Below are 19,447 nucleotides of genomic sequence, written 5' to 3'. Positions count from 1 at the left end.
CCTGAACCCTGCGCGCGGTGGCAGGGCAATGTGGGTCGCCACCGCGCGGGATCAGTTACGCCTATCAGTAGCCGGACTTCGCCTTGCCAGTGGTCACTGGCTCTGTCGGCTTGGCACCGACGCTCGGCTGGGTCGTACCCGACGGGACCTTGGCCGATGAAGACTTGGCCGCCGCCATCTGGTGGTGATGGCGATGCGAGCGGACGTGCTTGGTGTGCTCGGGTCCGACCATGGCGTTAGCATTCATCGCCTTCGACTTGACGTCCGACTTCGCAGTGGATTTGACCGCGGTCTTCGACTGCGTCTGTTCGGACTTGATCACCGGCGCCTGTGTTGCGGTCTTGCTGGTGTCAGTCTTGCCCGCTTCAGCGGCGAAGGCCGGGGCTGCGATGACGGAAGCTGCGAGCAAGGCTGCGGAAATCGTCTTCAACATGGTGGTCTCCTCTTGAAGGATCTTGAGACGGCGCCCTCGCCGACCCTTCGATCATGGAGCAGACGTTAGGCGCGGTGCGCTGAACCCATTCTGAAGCGCAATGTTCGCTTCCGTTCATCTGGATGACAACTTTGTCATGTTCCGGAGAACCGGGCGCCGGCGAGAGCGATGCCGGTCGGCCGGGAATGTTTTTGCAACCCGGGTGTTCCCGTCTTGAGGCAATCGTGTAGGATCGCCGCATTCCATACGGGAGAGATAGATGAGCAAAGTTGCAAAGCTTCTGGTTCCGGCACTCGTCTGCGTGACGCTGGTCGCCGTGCCGGCAATCCAGAGCGCCTATGCCAATGGCAGCGATAGCCCCTCCGGCTCCGGGTCATCGAATACGACGTCGACCAAAAAGGGAAAGAAGAAGAGCTCCTCCGTCAGCGATCCCAAATTCCTCGCCGCCTACCGCACGGCCTACACCACGATCTACGATCGCCACGACTATGCGAACGCGATCGACCAGCTCAAGACGCTCAAGCGCGACGACGTCGCCGACGTCGCCAACCTGATCGGCTACTCCTATCGCAAGCTCGGCGACTACAAGCAGTCGCAGATCTATTACGAGCTGGCGCTCAAGGACGATCCGAACCACGTCCGCACCTGGCAGTATTACGGACTCTGGCAGCTCGAACAGGGCAACCGCGAACAGGCGCAGTATCATCTGAACAAGATCGCCTCGCTCGCCGGCACCAGCAGCGAAGAATATCGCTCGCTCGCAGCAGCGCTCGACAAGCCGACGGGCGCGACGCTCGTGTACTGACCACCGCGCCAATCCAGAGAGCGATGAACCGGCGCAACCCTCAGGGGTTGCGCCGGTTCTGTCTTGTCGGCTAGCTTTCGCGAAGGACCTCTCCTTCGCGTGTGGTGGGCAATGGATGCGTGGTTACGAGCCGCAATCGACTACATCGGCTCATGGATCGAGTTTCAACTGATCGGATCGCAACAGCCGGGGCTCATCATCGCGATCACGCACCGTGGCGAAGTCGTCGCCGAGCACGCGTTTGGCATTGCCAATCTCGACACCGGCGAAAAGCTGACGCCGCGTCACCGCTTTCGCATCGCCTCTCATTCCAAGAGCTTCACAGCTGCCGGCATCCTGAAACTGCGCGAGCAGCGCAAGCTGCGGCTCGACGACACCGTTGGCCAATATGTCGACGGCCTGCATCCGCGCGTTGCCGAGACGACGATCGCCCAGTTGCTCTCCCATAGCGCAGGCCTGACGCGGGACGGCGCCGACTCTGGCCAGTTCATCGACAGCCGTCCCTATCTGGACGAGAAGGAACTGTTGGCGGAGCTGCAAATGCCTACCGCGATCGAACCCGGCACGCGCTTCAAATACTCCAATCACGGCTTTGGCCTGATCGGTCTCATGATCGAAGCCATCACGAAAGAGCCCTACCCCGCCTGGATCAAGCGCGAGGTCATCGCAGCCGCCGGCCTGCGCGAAACCGAGCCGAGCGCGCCGCTTGCCAAGGGCGCACCGTTCGCCCGCGGCCACACGCGCAAGCTGCCGCTCGGCGAGCGCTGCGTGATCCCGGGCGACAACCTCACCCACGCGATGACGTCCGCTGCCGGCTTCGTTGCAACCGCAGCCGACACCGCCCGCTTCTTCGCGCAGCTTGCGCCCAACTCAAGGAAGAGCGTGCTGACGGTCGCGAGCCGACGGGAAATGACGCGGCACCATTGGCGCATTCCGCAGAGTTTCGAGTGCTATTACGGTCTCGGCGTCAACGCCAGCAGAGACGACGGCTGGGACTGGTTCGGCCATAGCGGCGGCTTCCAAGGCTACGTCTCAAGGACGTGCTCTATTCCGGCCTGCGAGCTCGCGATCACGATGCTGAGCAACTGCATCGACGGCGCCGCGCCGATCTGGATGGACGGCGCGATGCAGATCCTGCGCGCGTTCCAGAACCGTGGGACGCCCAACCGGCGCGTGCGCGACTGGACCGGCCGCTGGTGGACCATCTGGGGCGCGGTTGATCTCGTGCCGATGGGCAACCGCGTCGTGGTAGCCAATCCGCACTTCAACAATCCGTTCATGGATGCGGCCGAGATCGAAGTCACCGGCCGCGATTCCGGCACCTTCGCCGCAGCCGCCGGCTACGCCAGCCATGGCGAGCCGGTCCGCCGTATCCGCGACAAGCGCGGCAAGGTCCGCGACATCTGGCTTGCCGGCATCAACGTCAAGCCGGAGAGCGTCATCGCCCGCGAGATCGCGCGCAAATATACGCCGCGGAAACGCCGGCCTACTGTTTGATCATCGCCTCGACCTCGGCGCGGAACGCCTGCCGCGACGCATCGCGCGAATAGAACATGTGGCCGCCCGGATAGATCACGAGTTTCACCCGTGGCGCCGACGCAAAGGCAGGCAACTGGTCGAGTGCGATTTGCGAGCCGAAATAGGGCGTGGCGAGATCGAACAGGCCGTGTCCGACCAACACCGTCATCTTCGCGTCCGTTGCGAGGATCTGGCGCAGCTCAGACACCGACTGCGCGGGATTGATGCCGTGGCCGAAATCCCAGGCCCGTTCGACTGCGCCGTTGAGCACCTCATAGGAGCCGTCCGGCCGCCAGTTCAGCTTGCGCGTGAGGAGATCGACAGCGGCACTGGTCAGCGGCGCCTGAAGCGTGTCGCCCGAGGGATCGCCGAAGCGGGAGCTGCTGGAATCCGGATAAGGGTCGAAGCCACGCACGGAGGCATCGTAGCGGCCGGTCACCTTGCCGTTCTTGCGGTCGAGCTCGCGGCGGAATTCGCCGACGTCGAAACGGCCCGAGAGCCTGCGGCTCACCGCCTGGTCGATGCCGGTCAGCGCGGCGACCCTATCGGCCAGACGCGTGGCCGCCTCCCTGTCCGCCTCGCCTTTGACGAGGTCGGCCAGGAACTCCCCGCGCGCATAGGCTTCCACATCGGCGAGATCGGCCCGCTTCACCGGCCCCTTGGCTTCGCGCACGGTCGCGACATAGCTCGGCAGCGTTGCGACGTATTGCAGAAGGCTCGTGCCGGTGAACTCGCGGAAGTCGAACAAAGGCGATATCATGATCAGGCCCTTGACGCCGACGCCCTGCTGCATCTGCAACTGGCGCACGACCTTCGGCCCGCGAATGCCGCCATAGCTCTCGCCCGCGACATATTTCGGCGACAGCAGCCGGTCGTGCTTCTCGAGCCAGCGGCGGATCACCAGCGCGAGCGCGCTGACGTCGCCGTCGACGGAATAGAACCGCCTGCGGACATCCTCGCCGGTCGCGATGAAGCGGCTATAGCCGGTCCCGACCGGATCGATGAAGACGAGGTCGGTGAAATCGAGCCAGGTCTCCGCATTGGGCTTCACCTCCGGAGAGGTCGATGGCGTGACCTCGTCGGCATTGATCGGCAGCCGCCAGGGACCGGCATTGCCGAGCTGCAGCCAGGCCGACGATGCGCCGGGCCCGCCGTTGAAGAAGAACGTGACCGGCCGCGTTGCGCGGTCGGTACCGTCGAGCTGATAAGAGGTGTAGGCGATCTCGGCCTGCGGCTCGCCCTTGTCGTCGAACACGCGGATCGAGCCTGCGGTCGCGGCGAAGGCGAGCGTCCTGCCAGGCAGCTCGAGCGTCTGCCTGGTGGTGGAGTCCGGCGGCAGGCGATGTTGCTCGGCCGTTGCCGGGGGATTTTGCTGCGCATTTTGCGCGTTGCCGCCGCGCCCACCGCCCTTTTGGCCAGCGGGCGTCGCGGCATCGGGACGCTGCGGCGGGTCGTCTGCCTGGGCCGGGCCGAGCGTGGCAAAGGCGAGGAGCGCCAGCAAAAGCCCCCCACGGCGAAGCGCCGGCGATATGATGATCACGCTGCTTACTCCCTGTTATCCGCTACAGGCTGTAGCACAAGATTGCGACAATGGCGCGGCATCACGGCCTATTGACCGTTTGCTATGGCGCAGGGTCACGCTCGACAAGAACCGCCGAGGTCGTATAGACGACCTCGGCACACCTTTTCGAGCCGGCCTGACCCTTTCGAGCCCCGCGATTTCATGACAAAGCCCAAGCGATATGATCGGATCGCCTTCGTCGCCAGCGCGGGCACCGAGGCCCAGGAAGCCTATGCGCAGCTGACGGGGCTGTACGGCAATTGCAAACCCGATGAAGCCGATGTCGTCGTGGCGCTCGGCGGCGACGGCCTCATGCTGCAGACGCTGCACCAGAACATGCGCACGGGAAAGCCAATCTACGGCATGCACCGCGGCACGGTCGGCTTCCTGATGAACGAATTCTCGACGGTCGACCTGCGCGTTCGGCTCGAGGCTGCACATGTGTCCGTGATCCATCCGCTGCTGATGCGCGCAACCGACGTGCAGGGCGAGGTGCACATTCATCACGCGATCAACGAGGTCGCCCTGTTTCGTCAGACCTATCAGGTGGCGCGGCTGAAGATCCTGGTCGACGAGCATGAGCGCATGTCCGAGCTGATGGCCGACGGCATCATGGTGGCGACGCCGGCTGGCTCGACCGCGTACAATCTCTCCGCCCAGGGGCCCATCCTGCCAATCAACGCCGCCCTGCTCGCCCTCACGCCGATCAGTCCCTTCCGCCCGCGCCGTTGGCGCGGCGCCCTCCTGCCCAACACGGCCTATGTCGTGTTCGAGGTGCTCGATTGCGAGAAGCGCCCGGTCGCCGCGGTCGCCGACCATGACGAAGTACGCGACGTCCGCCGCGTCGAGGTGCTGTCGGACAAGACCATCTCGATGCGGATGCTGTTCGACCCCGGCCACAGCCTCGAAGAACGAATTCTGCGCGAGCAGTTCGGCTACTAGGAGCTGTATCCGGACCTGCCCGCCGGGCCGCGGGAGGCAACGCTTCGTTAACCTCGTACGCGATATGGTTAACGAAGTTTGACCGCTTCGGCCTGGGCGTCATGTTCCGCATCGATTTCAACAAGCTGCGCTTCCTCGTCTGCGACGACAATCCGCACATGCGCCGCATCCTGCGGACGCTTTTGCACTCCTTCGGCGCGCGCGAGGTTTATGAAGCCGAAGACGGCGCCACGGCGCTCGAAATGTACAGCCACTACGTGCCCGACATCGTCATCACAGACTGGGCGATGCCGATCTTCGATGGGCTCGAGCTGGCGCAGATGATCCGGCAGCCGGAATCCAAGGGTAATCCCTACGCGCCGATCATCATGCTGACAGGTCACTCCGAAAAACGCCGAGTCACGGTGGCGCGCGATGCCGGCGTCACCGAATTCCTGGCCAAGCCGATCTCGGCCAAGGGTCTCTACCAGCGCATCCTGAACGTCGTCGCCAATCCCCGGCCCTTCATCAAGACCAAGACCTATTTCGGGCCCGATCGCCGTCGCAACACCAGCTCCGCCTATATGGGCCCCGAGCGCCGCGTCGGCGAAAAGCACGAAGTGCTGCAGCAACCCTCGTTGCTCGACAAAGCGCGGTCCTCCATCTAGCGAGCGCCCTCAACCATCGAGGCAGGCATCATGGCCAAGAACAGCCCCAGAGACATCGAGGTCAAGGCCTTCGCCACCCACCACGTGATCACGCAGCCCAATCCGCTGCGCAAGGTGCTGCGCCGGGTCGAAGAGAAGGACATGGATGATCCGGTCGGTCGCGCCGAGCAGGCGCTCGCCGGACTCTCCGGGGAATTCAAGGACTGGATGGCGATCGAAGCCGGACGGCTGGCTGCGGCCTACGCGGCCGTGCAGAAGGACGGCTTCACCAAGGAGGCGCGCGACGAGCTGTTTCGTGCAGCCCATGACATCAAGGGCGATGCGGCGACGTTCGGCTATCCGTCCGCCGCAGTCATCGCCGAAAGCCTGTGCCGCGTCATCGAGCATGCGCCGGACCTTGCCAAGGTGCCGAGCGAGCTCTTCTCGCACCACATCAACGCCATCCAGGCCATCGTGCACGGGAACACCAAGCTCGACAGCATCTCCGTCGGCAGCGAGCTTAGCCGCCGCCTGCGCAGGGTCGCCGACGACTATCTCGCCCACGTCAACCGTGATCGTCCCGAGCATCTCGAAGCGATTCTGGCGCCGAGCATCGTGCCAGGGGATTAACGTTGCCGCGTTGAAGGGTGCCGTAGGGTGGGCAAAGGCGCCCTTGCGCCGTGCCCACCATCTTGCCGCGTCATCAACAGAAGCAGTGGGCAGGCTCCGCTTTGCCCACCCTACCGCATCTTCGCTACGCCGCGATCAGATCATCATAGACCGGCGCGATCGCCTCCTCCGCGACCAGCTCGTCGCAGAACAGGCGCGCTTCCTCGCGCGCAGATTCCGTCGCGAAGCGGCGCAGCAGGATGAGCAGCGGCTCGGCCGCGCCGCGATCGGTCTCGCAATGGGTGAGCACGCGCTCGACCATGCGCCTGCGCAGTCGCGCAGCGCCATCCTGGGTGTCGACAAAGCCGTTCTCGTGGCAGGCCTCGAGCGCGACCTGGAACGCCGCGAAGGTCGATTCCGGAAAGCCCGCGCGGCGCAGTAGCGCATGCAGGCTGGCTCCGCCGCGATCGTGCAGCAGCGCCGCGACGCGCGCCGGCGGCATCTCCGACAATTCCGCGAGCGCCGCATTGAACAGTTCGAGATTGCCCGACAACAGCGCGCGCAGGATCAGACCTGCGGTGAGCTGGCCGGTCGCGCGCAGGTGACACACAAGGCCTTGCATGTCCTCGCCGCACGAGCGCGCCGCGATGTTGACGGTGGAGCGGTCGCGGGCCTCGGTCGCGATGCGCTCGGCGCGATCGGCACTTAGCCAGTTGCGGGCAATCACGAACTGCGCCAGCGTCGCGGAGAGCTTTGCGACCAGCGCGGCGCGCGTGGCGGCCGGCAGATCTTCGAGCACCAGCAACGCCTCGCGGATCGCGGCAAGATGGCCGTGACGCTCGACGATACGGTCCCAGGAGAAGGACGCGAGCTCGGCGTAGGGATTTTCGATCAGCTCGAGCGCTGCCGCCGCACAGCCGACTTCGGCGATCGCGGCGCAGACCGATGCTGGCAGCGCGATGCGGCGAGCGACGGCGCATTGCACCTCGCAATTGCCGGTCGCGACGATGTCGACGAGATCGGCGTCGATCAGGAGCGGTGAATGTTCGAGCACGGGAAGCGCGACCGACGGCTGGTCGGTCGACAGCGCCTGGACGATTGCCGCCGGCGCCTCCGTCGAGCGCGCGAAGGCCTCCGCCATGGCCTGGCGTACCAGCGGCGACGGATCGTCGAGCAGCATCAACAGCGCGCCTTCGGCGGCGACGCGATCGTCGTGAGAAAGGTCTGAAATCAACCAGGCACGGGCCAACGCCCGTGTTGCCTCTGCCCGCTCACCGGCGGACGCGGTCCTGATCCAATTGATAAACTGCCGAACGATCATTGTGCTTCCGGCCTACGCAACCAAACCAAACGGTGACACCCGTCACCCGCAAGACAAAATAAACCACGACGCTTAACAAAGCGTTCACCATAACCGGCTGGTTTTATTGACGTTTTGTTAAGGGCTGCAGATTTTGCAGCGCACTCAGCTCGAGAAGGTACCGCTGCGATCGCTAAAGAGGTCGAGCGGCTGCGGCGCGCGAACGTCGGGCGTCGAGTTCGTAACCGAGCTCTGCGAGGCGTTATTGCCCCACAATTTCTGCACAGTGGCCGAAACTGGCTGCGTGCTGTCGCCGGGCTGATAGATCGAGCGAAACACCGGCGTGATCGGCGAATTGTCCGACACCGTCGTCGCCGAGGTCGCGCTGGCCGGCGTCGCCACGCGCGTGTCCGGGAAGGTCTGAAGATAGGCGGCGCTGTTGATCAGCGACGTGGGCTGCACGCCGTTGGCGCTCGCGACCTGGGTCGTCGACGGCGTGTCGCCGTACATGGCGATCGCACTCCGCGTCGATTTCGAATTCGCGGCGCTGACGTAGCGCGCATCCAGCACCGAATAGACTTCCGAGACGCTGCGCGCCCGACCGTCCTTGGCATAGAAGATCGAACGGTTGGTCGCGGCGGCATTAGGGAACAGCCGCGCGCCGACGGCTTGCGGATTGTCCGCGGCGTTGGCGATCAGCTTTGCCGCGCCGCCGACGCCCATGAAATGCGCCATATAGAGCTCGCTATCGCTCGGACGGCGACCGAGCAGGCCCGTCAGCTTGAAGCTGTTCGACTGCGTCAGCACTGCGGCCATGCTCGATGCAGCATCGGGGTCGTCGCGCAGCTTCATGATGGAGCTCCGCATCGTCGGGTCGGTGACCGTGTAGCTGCCGGAAGAGGTCTTGGTGATGGCATCGGCATAGCTGCCGTAGCCGAGCTGGGTGCCCGCCTCCTTCACCGTGCCGAGCCAGGTCTGGTCGATGAACTGATAGAGCCCGTGCGCAGACGAGGTCGTCGCACCCGCGGCCGGATTGAAATCCGATTCCATCTTGGCTGTGGTCAGCATGTATTCGAAGCTGACGCCGGTGAGATTGGAGGCCTGCTTGATCGCGCCGGTCACGCGCGCCCGCGACGGATCGATCCCCGCCGTCGTCGTGGCACTAGAATTGTCGACCGACATATTGGGCAGCCCCGCTCCGCGCGGCGTTGATGACGCCGGCAATTCGGCACCATGTCGTCTCACGGTGGGACAGGTATGGTTAATGCCGGGTTAATTTCGCATCCTCGGTCCTCCCGGGTTCGGCTCTTCGGGCCGTCCCGGAATGACGGAGGCTACTTCTTATAGACCGCGTCGGGATCGAACAGCCGCTCAGCCTCGACGAAGACGAGCTTCGCGCTTCCACCGTCGGGCTCCACCTTGCGATAGAAGCACGACCTGCGGCCGGTGTGGCAGGCTGCGCCGACCTGCTCGACTCGGATCCAGACCGCGTCCTGATCGCAATCGGTGCGCATCTCGACGACACGCTGGGTTTGACCTGACGTCTCACCCTTTCGCCATAACGCATTGCGGGAGCGACTGAAGTACCAGGCTTCACCCGTCGCGATGGTCTTGCGAAGCGCCTCGTCATTCATGTGGGCGACCATCAATACGTCGCCGGTCGCGACATCCGTGGCCACGCAGGTGACGAGGCCGGCCGCGTCGAACTTGGGCTGGAAGCTCAGCCCTTCCTCGACGTCATGGGAATGAGTGGACACGAAAACCCTCGGCTCAATCGTCGGCGAGGGTCAGCGCGGTGAGCCTCGCACCAGAGACAGGAAGCGGGCCTGCTCCGCCGGATTGTCGCGGAACATGCCGGTGAAACGGCTGGTGAACGTCATCGCCCCATGCTTGGCGACACCGCGCACCGACATGCAGGTATGCTCGGCCTCGACCAGCACCGCAACGCCGCGAGGCTTCAGTATCTCGTCGATCGCGGCCGCGATCTGCGCCGTCAGATGCTCCTGGGTCTGTAGCCTGCGGGCGAAAATGTCGGTCAGCCGCGCGAGCTTGGAGAGGCCAACGACGCGCTCGACGGGCGTATAGGCGATGTGTGCCTTGCCGTAGAACGGCATCATGTGGTGCTCGCACTGCGAGGTGAACTCGATGTCACGCACCAGCACGAAGTCATCATACCCGGCGGTCTCGCCAAAGGTGCGGTCCAGCACCTCGGCCGGGCACTGGTGGTAGCCCTGATAGAGTTCGTCGAAGGCCTCGACCACGCGACGCGGCGTGTCGAGCAGGCCCTCGCGATCGGTATTCTCCCCGATATAGGCGAGCAGCGTCTTCACCGCCTGCTCGGCCTCGGCGCGTGCCGGGCGCGGTTGGTCCGCACGGACGGCGGCCGCAAGAAATTCAGCAGGATCAAGCTCAGCGGGGCGATCGACCTGCTTGTCGGAAGGCTTGTTGGGGCGGATGGGTTTGATCAAAGCGTCCATGTCAACTCCGTTCGACGGCCTTGCGGCCGGAGTGTCACCGGCAGACGGGGCGGTCGAGCCGCCGGACGCCTGAGAGAGAACAACCAATTTGGGCGATCAACCGCCCCCGCCTCGACGTCGGATGCGATGTGTTCGACCACCGCCGACAAGGCTACCGGGCTGTTTTTCCGCCAGTTCCAACCTTATATAAGACCGAGGACGGCGGCCGCCAAGGCCGATCCCGCCGGAAGCCGCCCGGAAGGTCTCGGACCCCATCACATGCTGAACGACATCTATAACAAGCGGATCATCGAACTGGCCGGGAATATCCCCCGTCTGGGCCGACTCTCCGATCCCGACGCCAGCGCCACCGCCCATTCCAAGCTGTGTGGCTCGACCGTGAAGGTCGATCTCAAGATGAGTGGCGACACCGTCACCGACTTCGCCCACGACGTGAAGGCTTGCGCGCTCGGACAGGCTTCTTCGTCCATCATGGCAAGTCACGTGATCGGCTCGACTGCGAGCGAACTCCGTGAGTTACGCGAAACCGTTCGCAAGATGCTGAAGGAGAACGGCGCCCCGCCGGACGGAAAATGGGACGAAATCAAGTTCCTTGAGCCGGTCCGCGACTACAAGGCGCGTCATGCGTCGACACTGCTGACCTTCGACGCCGTGGTCGACGCCATCGGCCAGATCGAAGCGAAGACGAAACAGCCGGCTACGGCGCAGGACTAGGTCCCTGCGCGCGTCATTCCGCGGGCGGCCCGAGCGCGGGACCCGGAATAGCCAGACCGATTGTCGGACTTTACTTCTGCACCGCCGGGCCAGGCGCCGACGCACCGCCGCCGGTCGCCACCAGCGCTTCCGCCGTCTTGGTCGACTTGACCGACTGCTCCGGTTCCGTTGCAAAGCGGTCCTGCACCTTCGGCGCAGCGTCGGCCATCGCAGGGGCCGAGACATCGACGTGCGGCAGCACGTCGGAAGCGGCGTCCGTCGTCACCACATTGGTGAGCTTGAGCTCGGCCGGGTCCAATTCGTGCAGGTCTTCCCAGGGCGGCACACTCAGCGCGAGCGACAGCAAGTCACCGGCGCCGCCCATATCGAAGGTGTACTTGGCGATCCGACCGATGTCGCGCTCGACGATCATCAGGTCCTGCGCGCTGTAGCTTGCAGCCCGCGCGTCGTCGGCGCGATCGCCCATCCAGATCTGATGCACCCGGACATGGGCTGCTTCCGGCACGTAGCGCGTCTTGCCTGCCAGCAGTAGGAACACGCACATGGACTCACAATACGCCTCAGGTGCGACGGCCGGACGCGCCCCGCCCTGCCCGCTGCGATTCTGCACGCTGATGCCGACGGTTGTCAGAAGGCCGAGGTTACGGAAGCGTCGCCCGAGCGTGATCGCGTCGTTAACGGAACCACCGCTGGAGTCGAGCACCACGGTCGCCCCGCCAAGCTGGCGCCCGCGGGCAAAATCCTCAAAATCTTTCGGCGTATCGGCCGTGATGATGCCGACGGCGCTGACCCAGCCGCGGCAGTTCGGGTCGCATGCGACCCAATTGAATTTCATCGGCAACTTGCGCTCTTCAAGCGTACCGCCCGCATGTGCGGAAGAGCTGAAGGTCGCGATCGCGCCCGTTAGCGCAACGCAACATGCAGCGGTTCCCACAAGCAACCAGCCGCGAAGATCAAGCGACTTCAGAAGTCTCAACGTGGTTCCTTCCCCAAGCCTCAAAAGCGATCAGGCAAGCCCCAGGCAACGTTCGACTCTGTATGACACAGGCGTCACAAAAATGTATCCGGGGGAATACAGATCGTCCATAGCTACTTGCTGCACTGCCCCCTAAAAACATGCAAAATATGGCGGCGGGGCAACGACTTGCTGTTCCCTGCGCTGGAACCGCGCAACACCTCGCACAGCTTCGCAGCAAGGCGCACATGAAGCAATCAGCGTCAGAACCAGATCGCACCATCGTCGCATCGCTACTGCGGTTGCCGCGCATTGTCGGACGCGGGCTCATCTGGCTGTACCGGCACACGCTTTCCCCGCTGGTCGGCTACAATTGCCGCCACTTGCCGACCTGCTCGGTCTATGGCGATGAGGCGATCGAGCGTTTCGGACTCTGGGCTGGTGGCTGGATGACGCTTGCACGGCTGTTGCGCTGCCACCCATTCGGGACGTCAGGCATCGACAACGTGCCGCTGACGGCCCCGCAAGGCGCGCGCTGGTATCTGCCCTGGCGCTATGGACGCTGGCGCGGCGTCAACGCACCCTGATTTCATTGCACCGCTTCCAAGCGTGCCGTGCAGCTCTGACTTGCAGGGAACGGCGGATACCAAGATCGCGTTGTTGTGATGCTCCCATCGGGAGGAAACAACAATGCGCTGGAAAATCAGCCCCCATGGTCACGACAGCAGGACCATCGACCTGCTCGCCATCGTCGCGCTGCTCACCCTCGTCCTCGGCTCCGGCTGGTACCTGGCAACAAGCATCACAACTCCGCCAAGCACGACGGCCTTCATCGTTCCAAGCCAGAGCGTGCACTGGTAGTCCGGGCTCAGAACTGATCAGTTTGATATACGATCTGACTGCTGAGGCATGTCGTTGAGTTTTTTGAGAATGGAATCGGTCGTCGCGCCACTCGCGCACATCCCAGTCGCGGTTTCTCCGAAGTCAACGAGGCTATGATATTTGGGCTTGGGAGCTTTCTGCAACGGCACCAACCAGACATCGAGGCCCCGTTTCTTCAACGCATTGAAATAGAGCTCCTGCGTCGAGAACGGAATATTGGTATCACGCGGGTCAGCAATCAGGAATATTCGCCGCCCAGGCTGATCCGGTATTTTGTCTATCGAGTCGTAGGGATCGAAAAATACTTCGGTCTTGAGCCGGTGAACAAACCCTCTCTTCTCAAGCCTGGCGCGATAGGCGGCCGCAGAAGAGGAAAGCACCGCACATTGGATATCGTTGCGCCGAGCGAGAAATTCGGCGGCCAGCGTTCCGCCGCCACTGTGTCCACCAAGCACCCATCGATCAATGTGGTAACGAGCCTTCAAGGCATCGATCTGAGCCTCGACGAGTTTCGCTTCCAGAGGCGTGTGCCTGATATCATAATGTTTGCCGGCACTGCCGTAGGTGCCGGGTCGCGCGAGAAAAATATAAGGCACGGCGTATCGATTGGACAATGTGGTGGACTGTTCAATCATCGAGGCCCAGCCCTTGCTGATGAGCGACTCCTTTCGGGCCTCCCATGACGTCGCCGGACATCCAGGCGGCGACAAGAAGGTTCGGCCCATGGGGAGTGAGGCCGGCGGCATAGTATCTCAAGCAGTAGCCCCGACCATCAACGCGAACCCAGACAGCAGTTTGGCGCCGCTCCATCTCTTCGCAGGCCGAAAGCGTGATTTGGATCCCGTTAATGACCCCGACCTGATCGAACATCTCGGCGTCAGGTACAGATTGAGCCAAAACTGCGCCCGAAGCTATTGCCGAGATGGCGATGGCAAGCATGAAAGCTAGTGTTGCACCCGCAGCTGTTCTCAACATCCACTCCATTCACCGAGAAGGACTTGAGTGACAGATGGCGCGTGAAGATTCAACCGTGCCGTGAATCTTCAGGCTCTTGCTATATTTGAGTGAAACGTCGTAGGTAGAGACATGGTCGGCGACGGTCCGGGGAATGCAATGCGCGCAGCGGCGATCCGCTTAGTTGTCATCTCGACTATCTTGTCCCTATTTTTCTTCACGGTCGAATTCGCAATTGGAGCCGAACCAACCCCCGACTGTGGCAGGCCATCGGATACCCACGACGGATGGCGCATCAGTTCGCCGGAGCAACAGGGGTTTGACGCTGCCCTGCTTTGCGCGATGGAAAAAGGGGTGATTGATCGCAAGCTCTCCAACGTCGACTCGATTGTCGTCGTGCGCCATGGCGTGCTCGTTTACGAACGTTACTTTGACTACCCGAACCATCCCTCCTTCGACGCGACCATCAAGCATGTCGGCAATTCGATGACCAAGAGCGTGGTATCGCTTTTGGTTGGAATTGCAATGGATCGCGGCCTGATCAAGGACTTGGACGCTCCAATCTTTTCATATTTCCCCGAGTATGCGAATCTTCGTACGCCGGGAAAGGATCGCATCACGCTACGTAACCTTCTGACAATGTCGGCCGGACTAAGCTCGTCCGTCGCGCATCCGATATTGCGCCACGATCACGATCCCTACCGGCACGCGCTCGAACAGAACCTCGCGCGAGACCCCGGCATTTCCTTCGAATACAACGGTGCAGAAACAGAACTCATCGGCGCGGTCCTGCACAAGGTTTCCGGGAAAACCGTCGATGTTCTGGCACGTGAGAATATCTTCGTGCCTCTCGGCATCAACGACGTCGACTGGCATGGGCGCCTCGGGAACGGCGTTCCGACGTCCAGCACAGGGCTCAGCCTGCGCCCGCGCGACTGGGCGAAAATCGGCCAACTCGTTCTGAACCGCGGAGCTTGGGAGGGGAAGCAGATCGTTCCTGCGTCTTGGATTGCTCAATCGACGGCGGAGCAGATCAAGGCCCAAAAGCGTTTGTCATATGGTTTTCAGTGGTGGCTAGGTCGATCGCTGATCGAGGGCCGCGTTGTTGAGTGGACGGCGGCGATGGGGTTCAATGCGCAAAAGATTGTCATTATCCCTGAGCTCGACATGATTGTTGTATTCAATGCTTCCCTTGAGTCCGTCCGGATGATCGCGCCCGAAATTGAGCTACTCGACAAATACGTTTTGCCAGCGACTTTGAGGCATTGAGGAGACCGTGTCGCAGAGCACAGCCATGTCGCCTTCGAGTCACAACCCGCCGGTTAGGTTCGCGCCGAGGGGCTGCCGCTTCGCCATCGCAAAACCGACGTTTATGGTTGCGCCCTAGCGAAACCAGAAGAAGCGTCCGGGCGGCGGCGGGATCGGCTCGGGCGGACGCGGCCGCTTGGGACGGACCGGCTTTGGCGGTGGTTCGGCCGACGAGGTGGTTTCGACCGGCACTATCTCGCTTCCCGGCACCTTCACCGACAGCAGCAGGTTCGACTCATTCATGCGCCAGCGATAGCCGATGCCGAAATCGATCGGCTGGGCCCGCGAGAAGAGCTCGGCATAGCGTTCCTGATACCGGCCGGGAAATTCCGCAATCGGCCCGAGATAGCGCCCGAACGGGAAGAACCGCCATTGCCGCGCATTGTAGTTCGCAAGCGGAATGCCGGAATCATCCTGGATGATGGTGGCGCTGTTGGCGAGCAGCCAGTCGCGCACGACCGTGAAGTTACCGGCATGCAAGAGATACGACGCGCTCTTGAGCAGGCTGTTGCCGGGTCCGAGCGTCTCGCAGAACTTCAGGAAGCCGGCCGCGCGCGCGCCGGAATTGGAAAGATCGGTCGAGAAGTAGTACAGCGTCCGCGCCTCGCCATCACTGCCGACAAAGGTGATGCGCACGCCGTGGGTAGCGTTCGGACCTGCGTTATCCCCTGCCGCATGCAGGCCGCCCTTGTCATCGATCGAGACCATCTCGACGTTGCGGATGGTCTTTCCCGAGCGCGCCAGGATGACATAGAGGATCGGCAAGGTGCCGTTGACCTCGTTGGCGTGCAGGTCGACCTTCATGTGCTTGGTGATGAAGAAGCTGAAGCTGAGGATCGAGCCAAGCGAACGCTCGACATTGTAGAGCGCGGGCGCGATCGCGCCGCGCGGTACGCGCGTCAGGTCGGGAACGTTGCCGATCGGCTCGAGCGCACCAAGCACGTAGGTGCTTGCCTTGGAATAGAACGCGTCGGCGTAGAGGAAATCCGGCCCCGAGAACATGTAGAACATGGTCGGCCGGGGCGCGGCCAGATTGACCTCCGACCAGGCGCGGATCCTGGAAAGCTGCCGCTGCTCGAGTTGGGCGAAGGCGCCGTCGAAGAACTTGGCGTGGCGCTGCCAGGACGGATCCCTGGTCAGCGCCGCAAGCGGAGACTCCGCGGATGGCTGCATGCCCGCGAGGAAGCGCGCCGTGTCGTCGGCCGTGACAGTGCCGGCCGCACGTGCGGGGGCCACGACCGCGAACAACAAGGCGAAGGCGACGGCCGAAATTTTCATGGGTCGAAACATGTCTATTCGCGATGGTGTGAGGTTGCTGCGGCCTCCGGCCGCCTGCGGAAAATGGCGTAGATCAACAGGCCCGAGAACATGATCAGCATGCTCGACAGCGACTGAACTGGCCGCTCGGTCAACAGATAGTACATCATGAAGGCGGTCACGAGCAGGAAAACCACCGGCGTGACCGGGTACCCCCAGGCGCGATAGGGCCGCAGCAGGGCAGGATCCGTAAAGCGCAGCTTGATCACCCCTAGCACGGTGAAGAATGAGCAGAACAACAGCGCGAACTGGATGAAGTCGAGCACCGCCTCGAAGCTGCGCGTGAAGAGCAGAAGGTTGGCGACCGCGAGCTGAAACAGAATGGCATAGGCCGGCGCGCCGCTCGCCGATCTTCGGGAGAACACGCGGAGTGCCGGAATGTCCTCGCCCATCGTCATCATGACACGCGGACCGATCCACATCATCGCGCTGATGGAGGAGATCAGGCCGACGCAGATCATGGAGCCAACGATGCGGCCGCCGAGGTCGCCGAAGATAGCGGTGCCGGCAATGCTCGCGACCTCGAGTTGGCCGGCGAGCTTGTCGATCGGGGTTGCGTAGAGAAACACCGCGTTCAGCGCCACATAGAGCACCATCACGATCAGCGTGCCCGCCAGCAACGCGCGCGGCAGGCTTTGCTGCGGCATGTGCAACTCGCCGATGATGTAGGTCGCCGCGTTCCAGCCGGAGAAGGAGTACATCACGAAGACGAGCCCGATCGCGAAAGGCGCGCTGGTGATGTGGCCGAAGTCGCCCGACGCAAGCATGAATGATACCGGCTGTCGCACCCCGATCGCAAAGCCCGCAACCAGGAAAGCCACGATCAGAATGACTTTCAGAATCGTCGAGACGAGCTGGAAGGTCGAGGAGTGCTTGACGCCTGTAAGCTGGACGATCGACACCAGCCACACCACGCCGATGGCAAGCGGGATCGGCGGCAACGTCGGAATGACCGATTTCGCATATTGGCCGAACGCCATCGCCGCGAGCGCAACCGGTGCGGCGAAGCCGACGGTCGCAGAAACCCAGCCGGCGAGAAAACCGAACGCGGGATGATAGGCGCGGCCGAGAAAATTGTACTCGCCGCTCGAGCGCGGGAACATCGCCCCGAGTTCGCTATACGAGAACACGCCACACAGCGCGACGATGCCACCGACCGTCCATAATAGCAGGATCGAGAAACCGGACGGGATGTCCTTGACCTGGAAGCCGAGGCTCGTGAACACCCCGACGCCGACCATATCGGCGACGACGATCGCGGTTGCCACGAGGACGGAAACGCCGGACGCGCTTCCGAGACGCCGGCCCGTCCACGCCGCGCTTCCCGCATCTGATGCCGTCATCGCCGTCCTTAGCTGAGGGCTCGCGCCTCTCCCAAGCATCGCGCAGATTGGTCCAGTCAATTCAAGCAGGGTTAACAAGGGCTAAATGAGGCAAGCGAAAGCGGTATTTTGGCACCACACTCGCACCCTCTCGGGCAATAAACCTGCTGCCGCGCCCCGGAAGGCCTACTCCCCCTCCCACAATCGCGACACGATTCCGTGGTCATTTTGAGCGTTCCGGATGTGGGGAGTTTTCTCCGGAAGCTTAACGTCACCTAAACGCCAATCGGCTCAATTAGCTAAGAGATTGCCGATTGCCTTGGGGTTAGTGGGTGGATGGTCGGGGTCGATCCGAGAGTCGAAACAGCAATGGGTGCTGACCGGGCGAGATCGCCCGGTCTGCATCGTCGTGCCTTTCGACTTGCCTGCCGGGTCGGCCTCGCCTCCGTCCTGGTGCCGCTCTCGCTGACACTGGTTCAATGCGGCCAAGCGCCCAACCCGGCGATGCTGGCGGCGAACTCCCAAACCAATACCCAGATCGTTGCCAAGACCAGCACGCAAGTCGCAAGCGGCGACACGTTCGAGGACCGCTTCCCGGCCCCGCAGTTCAAGGAGCGCTTCCCCTCGGCAAGCGAAAGCTTCCTGCAGCGGCAGATGTCGGACTTCTCGCCGAAGCGCGCGGTACAATCGGCCGAGCCCGCCCCCTACAAGGTCGCCTCGCTCGACCCGCAGGTGCCCTATCAACGTCCGCAGCGCGACGACCTGACCACGCTCGTCAGCATGAAATCGTCCGCGTTCCCCTATTTCGGCAACAATCCTGCCTCCGACGCGCCCTTCCTCAACATCTCCAAGGGCGATCGCCGCGGACACCGCAGCTATTCGGGACGCGTGTTCTGGCAGGACGAGACCTACAATGACAGCCGCGTGCTCGTGCACGTGCCCGAGCATTTCGACGTGCGCAAGCCCGGCGTGATCGTGGTGTTCTTCCACGGCAACGGCGCGACGCTGGAGCGCGACGTCCGCGACCGGCAATTGGTGCCGCAGCAGATCTCCGAATCCGGCGCCAACGCCGTGCTGCTTGCCCCGCAGATGGCGGTCGACGCCGCCGATTCCAGCGCCGGCAAGTTCTGGCAGCCCGGCGGGCTCAAGCGTTTCATGGAGGAATCGACCCAGCATCTCGCCCGCCTCTATGGCGATCCGAACAGCGCACGCGCCTTCGCCAACATGCCGATCGTGATCGTCGGCTATAGCGGCGGTTTCCTGCCGACAGCCTGGAGCCTCGAGGTCGGCGGCATCAGCGACCGCGTTCGCGGCGTCGTGCTGCTCGACGCGGTCTATGGCGAGCTCGACAAGTTCGCCTCCTGGATCGAGAGCCACCGCTCCGGCTTCTTCGTCAGCTCCTACACCCACTACACCGCGCGGCGCGACCACGAGCTGATGAGCATGCTCCGACAAAAGGGCATCAGCGTCTCGGAGGACATGGACGGCCCCTTGCGTCCCGGCAGCGTGGTGTTCGTCGAGACCGCCGACGGCATCAGGCATCGCGACTACGTGACGCGGGCCTGGACGCAAAATCCGCTCAAGGACGTGCTGGTCAAGATGTCGGCGACACCGTCGCTTGCTCTCACGCGCGTCGCTGCAAGCACTTCGTCGGCTTCAACTCGCTAGCGTTTTCCGCGCGTAGCGCCATGCGGATGCGCTGCCGTCGACAATTCGCTTGCTGA

At 63.0% G+C, this 19,447-nt stretch carries 21 protein-coding genes; 10 read left to right on the top strand and 11 right to left on the bottom strand.

Annotation, left to right across the window (positions count from 1 at the left end):
- Positions 1–64 precede the first annotated feature (64 nt).
- Positions 65–433: a His-rich protein BRANT gene (locus SO156_RS30750; RefSeq protein ID WP_498537367.1), complete on the bottom strand. Its 369-nt coding sequence runs from the start codon at positions 431–433 to the stop codon at positions 65–67.
- A gap of 259 nt (positions 434–692) precedes the next feature.
- Here SO156_RS30750 and SO156_RS30745 point away from each other — a divergent pair, with 259 nt between their 5' ends.
- Positions 693–1,238: a tetratricopeptide repeat protein gene (locus SO156_RS30745; protein ID WP_458145555.1), complete on the top strand. Its 546-nt coding sequence runs from the start codon at positions 693–695 to the stop codon at positions 1,236–1,238.
- 111 nt (positions 1,239–1,349) lie between these two features.
- On the top strand, positions 1,350–2,735 hold the full coding sequence (locus SO156_RS30740) for a serine hydrolase domain-containing protein (RefSeq protein ID WP_498537366.1): 1,386 nt from the start codon (positions 1,350–1,352) through the stop codon (positions 2,733–2,735).
- Here the strand turns inward: SO156_RS30740 and SO156_RS30735 are convergent.
- The gene (locus SO156_RS30735) at positions 2,725–4,296 is read right to left on the bottom strand and encodes a S10 family peptidase (RefSeq protein WP_498537365.1); all 1,572 of its coding nucleotides are present in this window, start codon (positions 4,294–4,296) and stop codon (positions 2,725–2,727) included. The two genes, SO156_RS30740 and SO156_RS30735, sit on opposite strands and share 11 nt — an antisense overlap.
- A 183-nt stretch (positions 4,297–4,479) precedes the next feature.
- Here SO156_RS30735 and SO156_RS30730 point away from each other — a divergent pair, with 183 nt between their 5' ends.
- The 3 genes from SO156_RS30730 to SO156_RS30720 all read left to right on the top strand — a co-directional run bounded on the left by SO156_RS30730 (position 4,480) and on the right by SO156_RS30720 (position 6,515).
- Positions 4,480–5,259 carry an NAD kinase gene (locus tag SO156_RS30730; protein ID WP_458145552.1) on the top strand — a complete coding sequence of 260 codons (780 nt, stop codon included), beginning with the start codon at positions 4,480–4,482 and terminating at the stop codon, positions 5,257–5,259.
- Between the two features lie 101 nt (positions 5,260–5,360).
- Positions 5,361–5,906 carry a response regulator gene (locus SO156_RS30725; protein ID WP_027525630.1) on the top strand — a complete coding sequence of 182 codons (546 nt, stop codon included), beginning with the start codon at positions 5,361–5,363 and terminating at the stop codon, positions 5,904–5,906.
- Positions 5,907–5,936: 30 nt separating this feature from the next.
- A complete protein-coding gene (locus tag SO156_RS30720) occupies positions 5,937–6,515 on the top strand; it encodes an Hpt domain-containing protein (protein WP_458145551.1) in 579 nt (192 codons plus the stop codon).
- Between the two features lie 124 nt (positions 6,516–6,639).
- On the opposite strand, the gene SO156_RS30715 is transcribed toward SO156_RS30720, so the two are convergent.
- The 4 genes from SO156_RS30715 to folE form a co-directional block, all read right to left on the bottom strand.
- Positions 6,640–7,815 carry a DUF2336 domain-containing protein gene (locus SO156_RS30715; protein WP_498537364.1) on the bottom strand — a complete coding sequence of 392 codons (1,176 nt, stop codon included), beginning with the start codon at positions 7,813–7,815 and terminating at the stop codon, positions 6,640–6,642.
- Positions 7,816–7,959: 144 nt separating this feature from the next.
- Complete coding sequence (locus tag SO156_RS30710) at positions 7,960–8,976, bottom strand: lytic transglycosylase domain-containing protein (protein WP_498537363.1); 1,017 nt, start codon at positions 8,974–8,976, stop codon at positions 7,960–7,962.
- Positions 8,977–9,128: 152 nt separating this feature from the next.
- Positions 9,129–9,551: a phosphoribosyl-AMP cyclohydrolase gene (hisI, locus tag SO156_RS30705; RefSeq protein WP_498537362.1), complete on the bottom strand. Its 423-nt coding sequence runs from the start codon at positions 9,549–9,551 to the stop codon at positions 9,129–9,131.
- A 30-nt stretch (positions 9,552–9,581) separates the two neighbouring features.
- Positions 9,582–10,271 carry a GTP cyclohydrolase I FolE gene (gene folE, locus SO156_RS30700; RefSeq protein ID WP_458145547.1) on the bottom strand — a complete coding sequence of 230 codons (690 nt, stop codon included), beginning with the start codon at positions 10,269–10,271 and terminating at the stop codon, positions 9,582–9,584.
- 258 nt (positions 10,272–10,529) lie between these two features.
- Between folE and SO156_RS30695 the strand changes: the two genes are divergently transcribed.
- Positions 10,530–10,985, top strand: coding sequence for an iron-sulfur cluster assembly scaffold protein (locus SO156_RS30695; RefSeq protein ID WP_498537361.1), 456 nt, complete (start codon positions 10,530–10,532; stop codon positions 10,983–10,985).
- Between the two features lie 70 nt (positions 10,986–11,055).
- Here SO156_RS30695 and SO156_RS30690 read toward each other — a convergent pair whose 3' ends face one another.
- Positions 11,056–11,961, bottom strand: a complete 906-nt coding sequence (locus SO156_RS30690; RefSeq protein ID WP_498537360.1) for a COG3904 family protein — start codon at positions 11,959–11,961, stop codon at positions 11,056–11,058.
- 227 nt (positions 11,962–12,188) lie between these two features.
- On the opposite strand from SO156_RS30690, the gene yidD reads away from it, so the two are divergent.
- Together yidD and SO156_RS30680 are read left to right on the top strand one after the other, a co-directional pair.
- The gene (gene yidD / locus SO156_RS30685; protein WP_498537359.1) at positions 12,189–12,527 is read left to right on the top strand and encodes a membrane protein insertion efficiency factor YidD; all 339 of its coding nucleotides are present in this window, start codon (positions 12,189–12,191) and stop codon (positions 12,525–12,527) included.
- Between the two features lie 103 nt (positions 12,528–12,630).
- Positions 12,631–12,801: a hypothetical protein gene (locus SO156_RS30680; protein WP_458145543.1), complete on the top strand. Its 171-nt coding sequence runs from the start codon at positions 12,631–12,633 to the stop codon at positions 12,799–12,801.
- A gap of 17 nt (positions 12,802–12,818) precedes the next feature.
- On the opposite strand, the gene SO156_RS30675 is transcribed toward SO156_RS30680, so the two are convergent.
- Positions 12,819–13,457 (bottom strand): alpha/beta hydrolase family protein, encoded by a 639-nt coding sequence (locus SO156_RS30675; protein ID WP_498537358.1) that lies wholly within the window; start codon positions 13,455–13,457, stop codon positions 12,819–12,821.
- The gene (locus SO156_RS30670) at positions 13,450–13,761 is read right to left on the bottom strand and encodes a hypothetical protein (protein ID WP_498537357.1); all 312 of its coding nucleotides are present in this window, start codon (positions 13,759–13,761) and stop codon (positions 13,450–13,452) included. The genes SO156_RS30675 and SO156_RS30670 overlap by 8 nt, the downstream gene beginning before the upstream one ends.
- Before the next feature lie 147 nt (positions 13,762–13,908).
- Between SO156_RS30670 and SO156_RS30665 the strand changes: the two genes are divergently transcribed.
- On the top strand, positions 13,909–15,045 hold the full coding sequence (locus SO156_RS30665) for a serine hydrolase domain-containing protein (protein WP_498537356.1): 1,137 nt from the start codon (positions 13,909–13,911) through the stop codon (positions 15,043–15,045).
- A gap of 114 nt (positions 15,046–15,159) precedes the next feature.
- On the opposite strand, the gene SO156_RS30660 is transcribed toward SO156_RS30665, so the two are convergent.
- Positions 15,160–16,362: a hypothetical protein gene (locus tag SO156_RS30660; protein ID WP_498537355.1), complete on the bottom strand. Its 1,203-nt coding sequence runs from the start codon at positions 16,360–16,362 to the stop codon at positions 15,160–15,162.
- Between the two features lie 14 nt (positions 16,363–16,376).
- Positions 16,377–17,744: an APC family permease gene (locus tag SO156_RS30655; protein ID WP_498537354.1), complete on the bottom strand. Its 1,368-nt coding sequence runs from the start codon at positions 17,742–17,744 to the stop codon at positions 16,377–16,379.
- Positions 17,745–18,092: 348 nt separating this feature from the next.
- Between SO156_RS30655 and SO156_RS30650 the strand changes: the two genes are divergently transcribed.
- The gene (locus tag SO156_RS30650; RefSeq protein WP_498537353.1) at positions 18,093–19,391 is read left to right on the top strand and encodes an alpha/beta hydrolase; all 1,299 of its coding nucleotides are present in this window, start codon (positions 18,093–18,095) and stop codon (positions 19,389–19,391) included.
- Positions 19,392–19,447 lie beyond the last annotated feature (56 nt).

The sequence above is a fragment of the Bradyrhizobium sp. UFLA05-125 genome, assembly GCF_059803515.1.
Note: the sequence above shows the minus strand (reverse complement) of the source record. Positions and strands in the feature narration are given on the sequence as shown.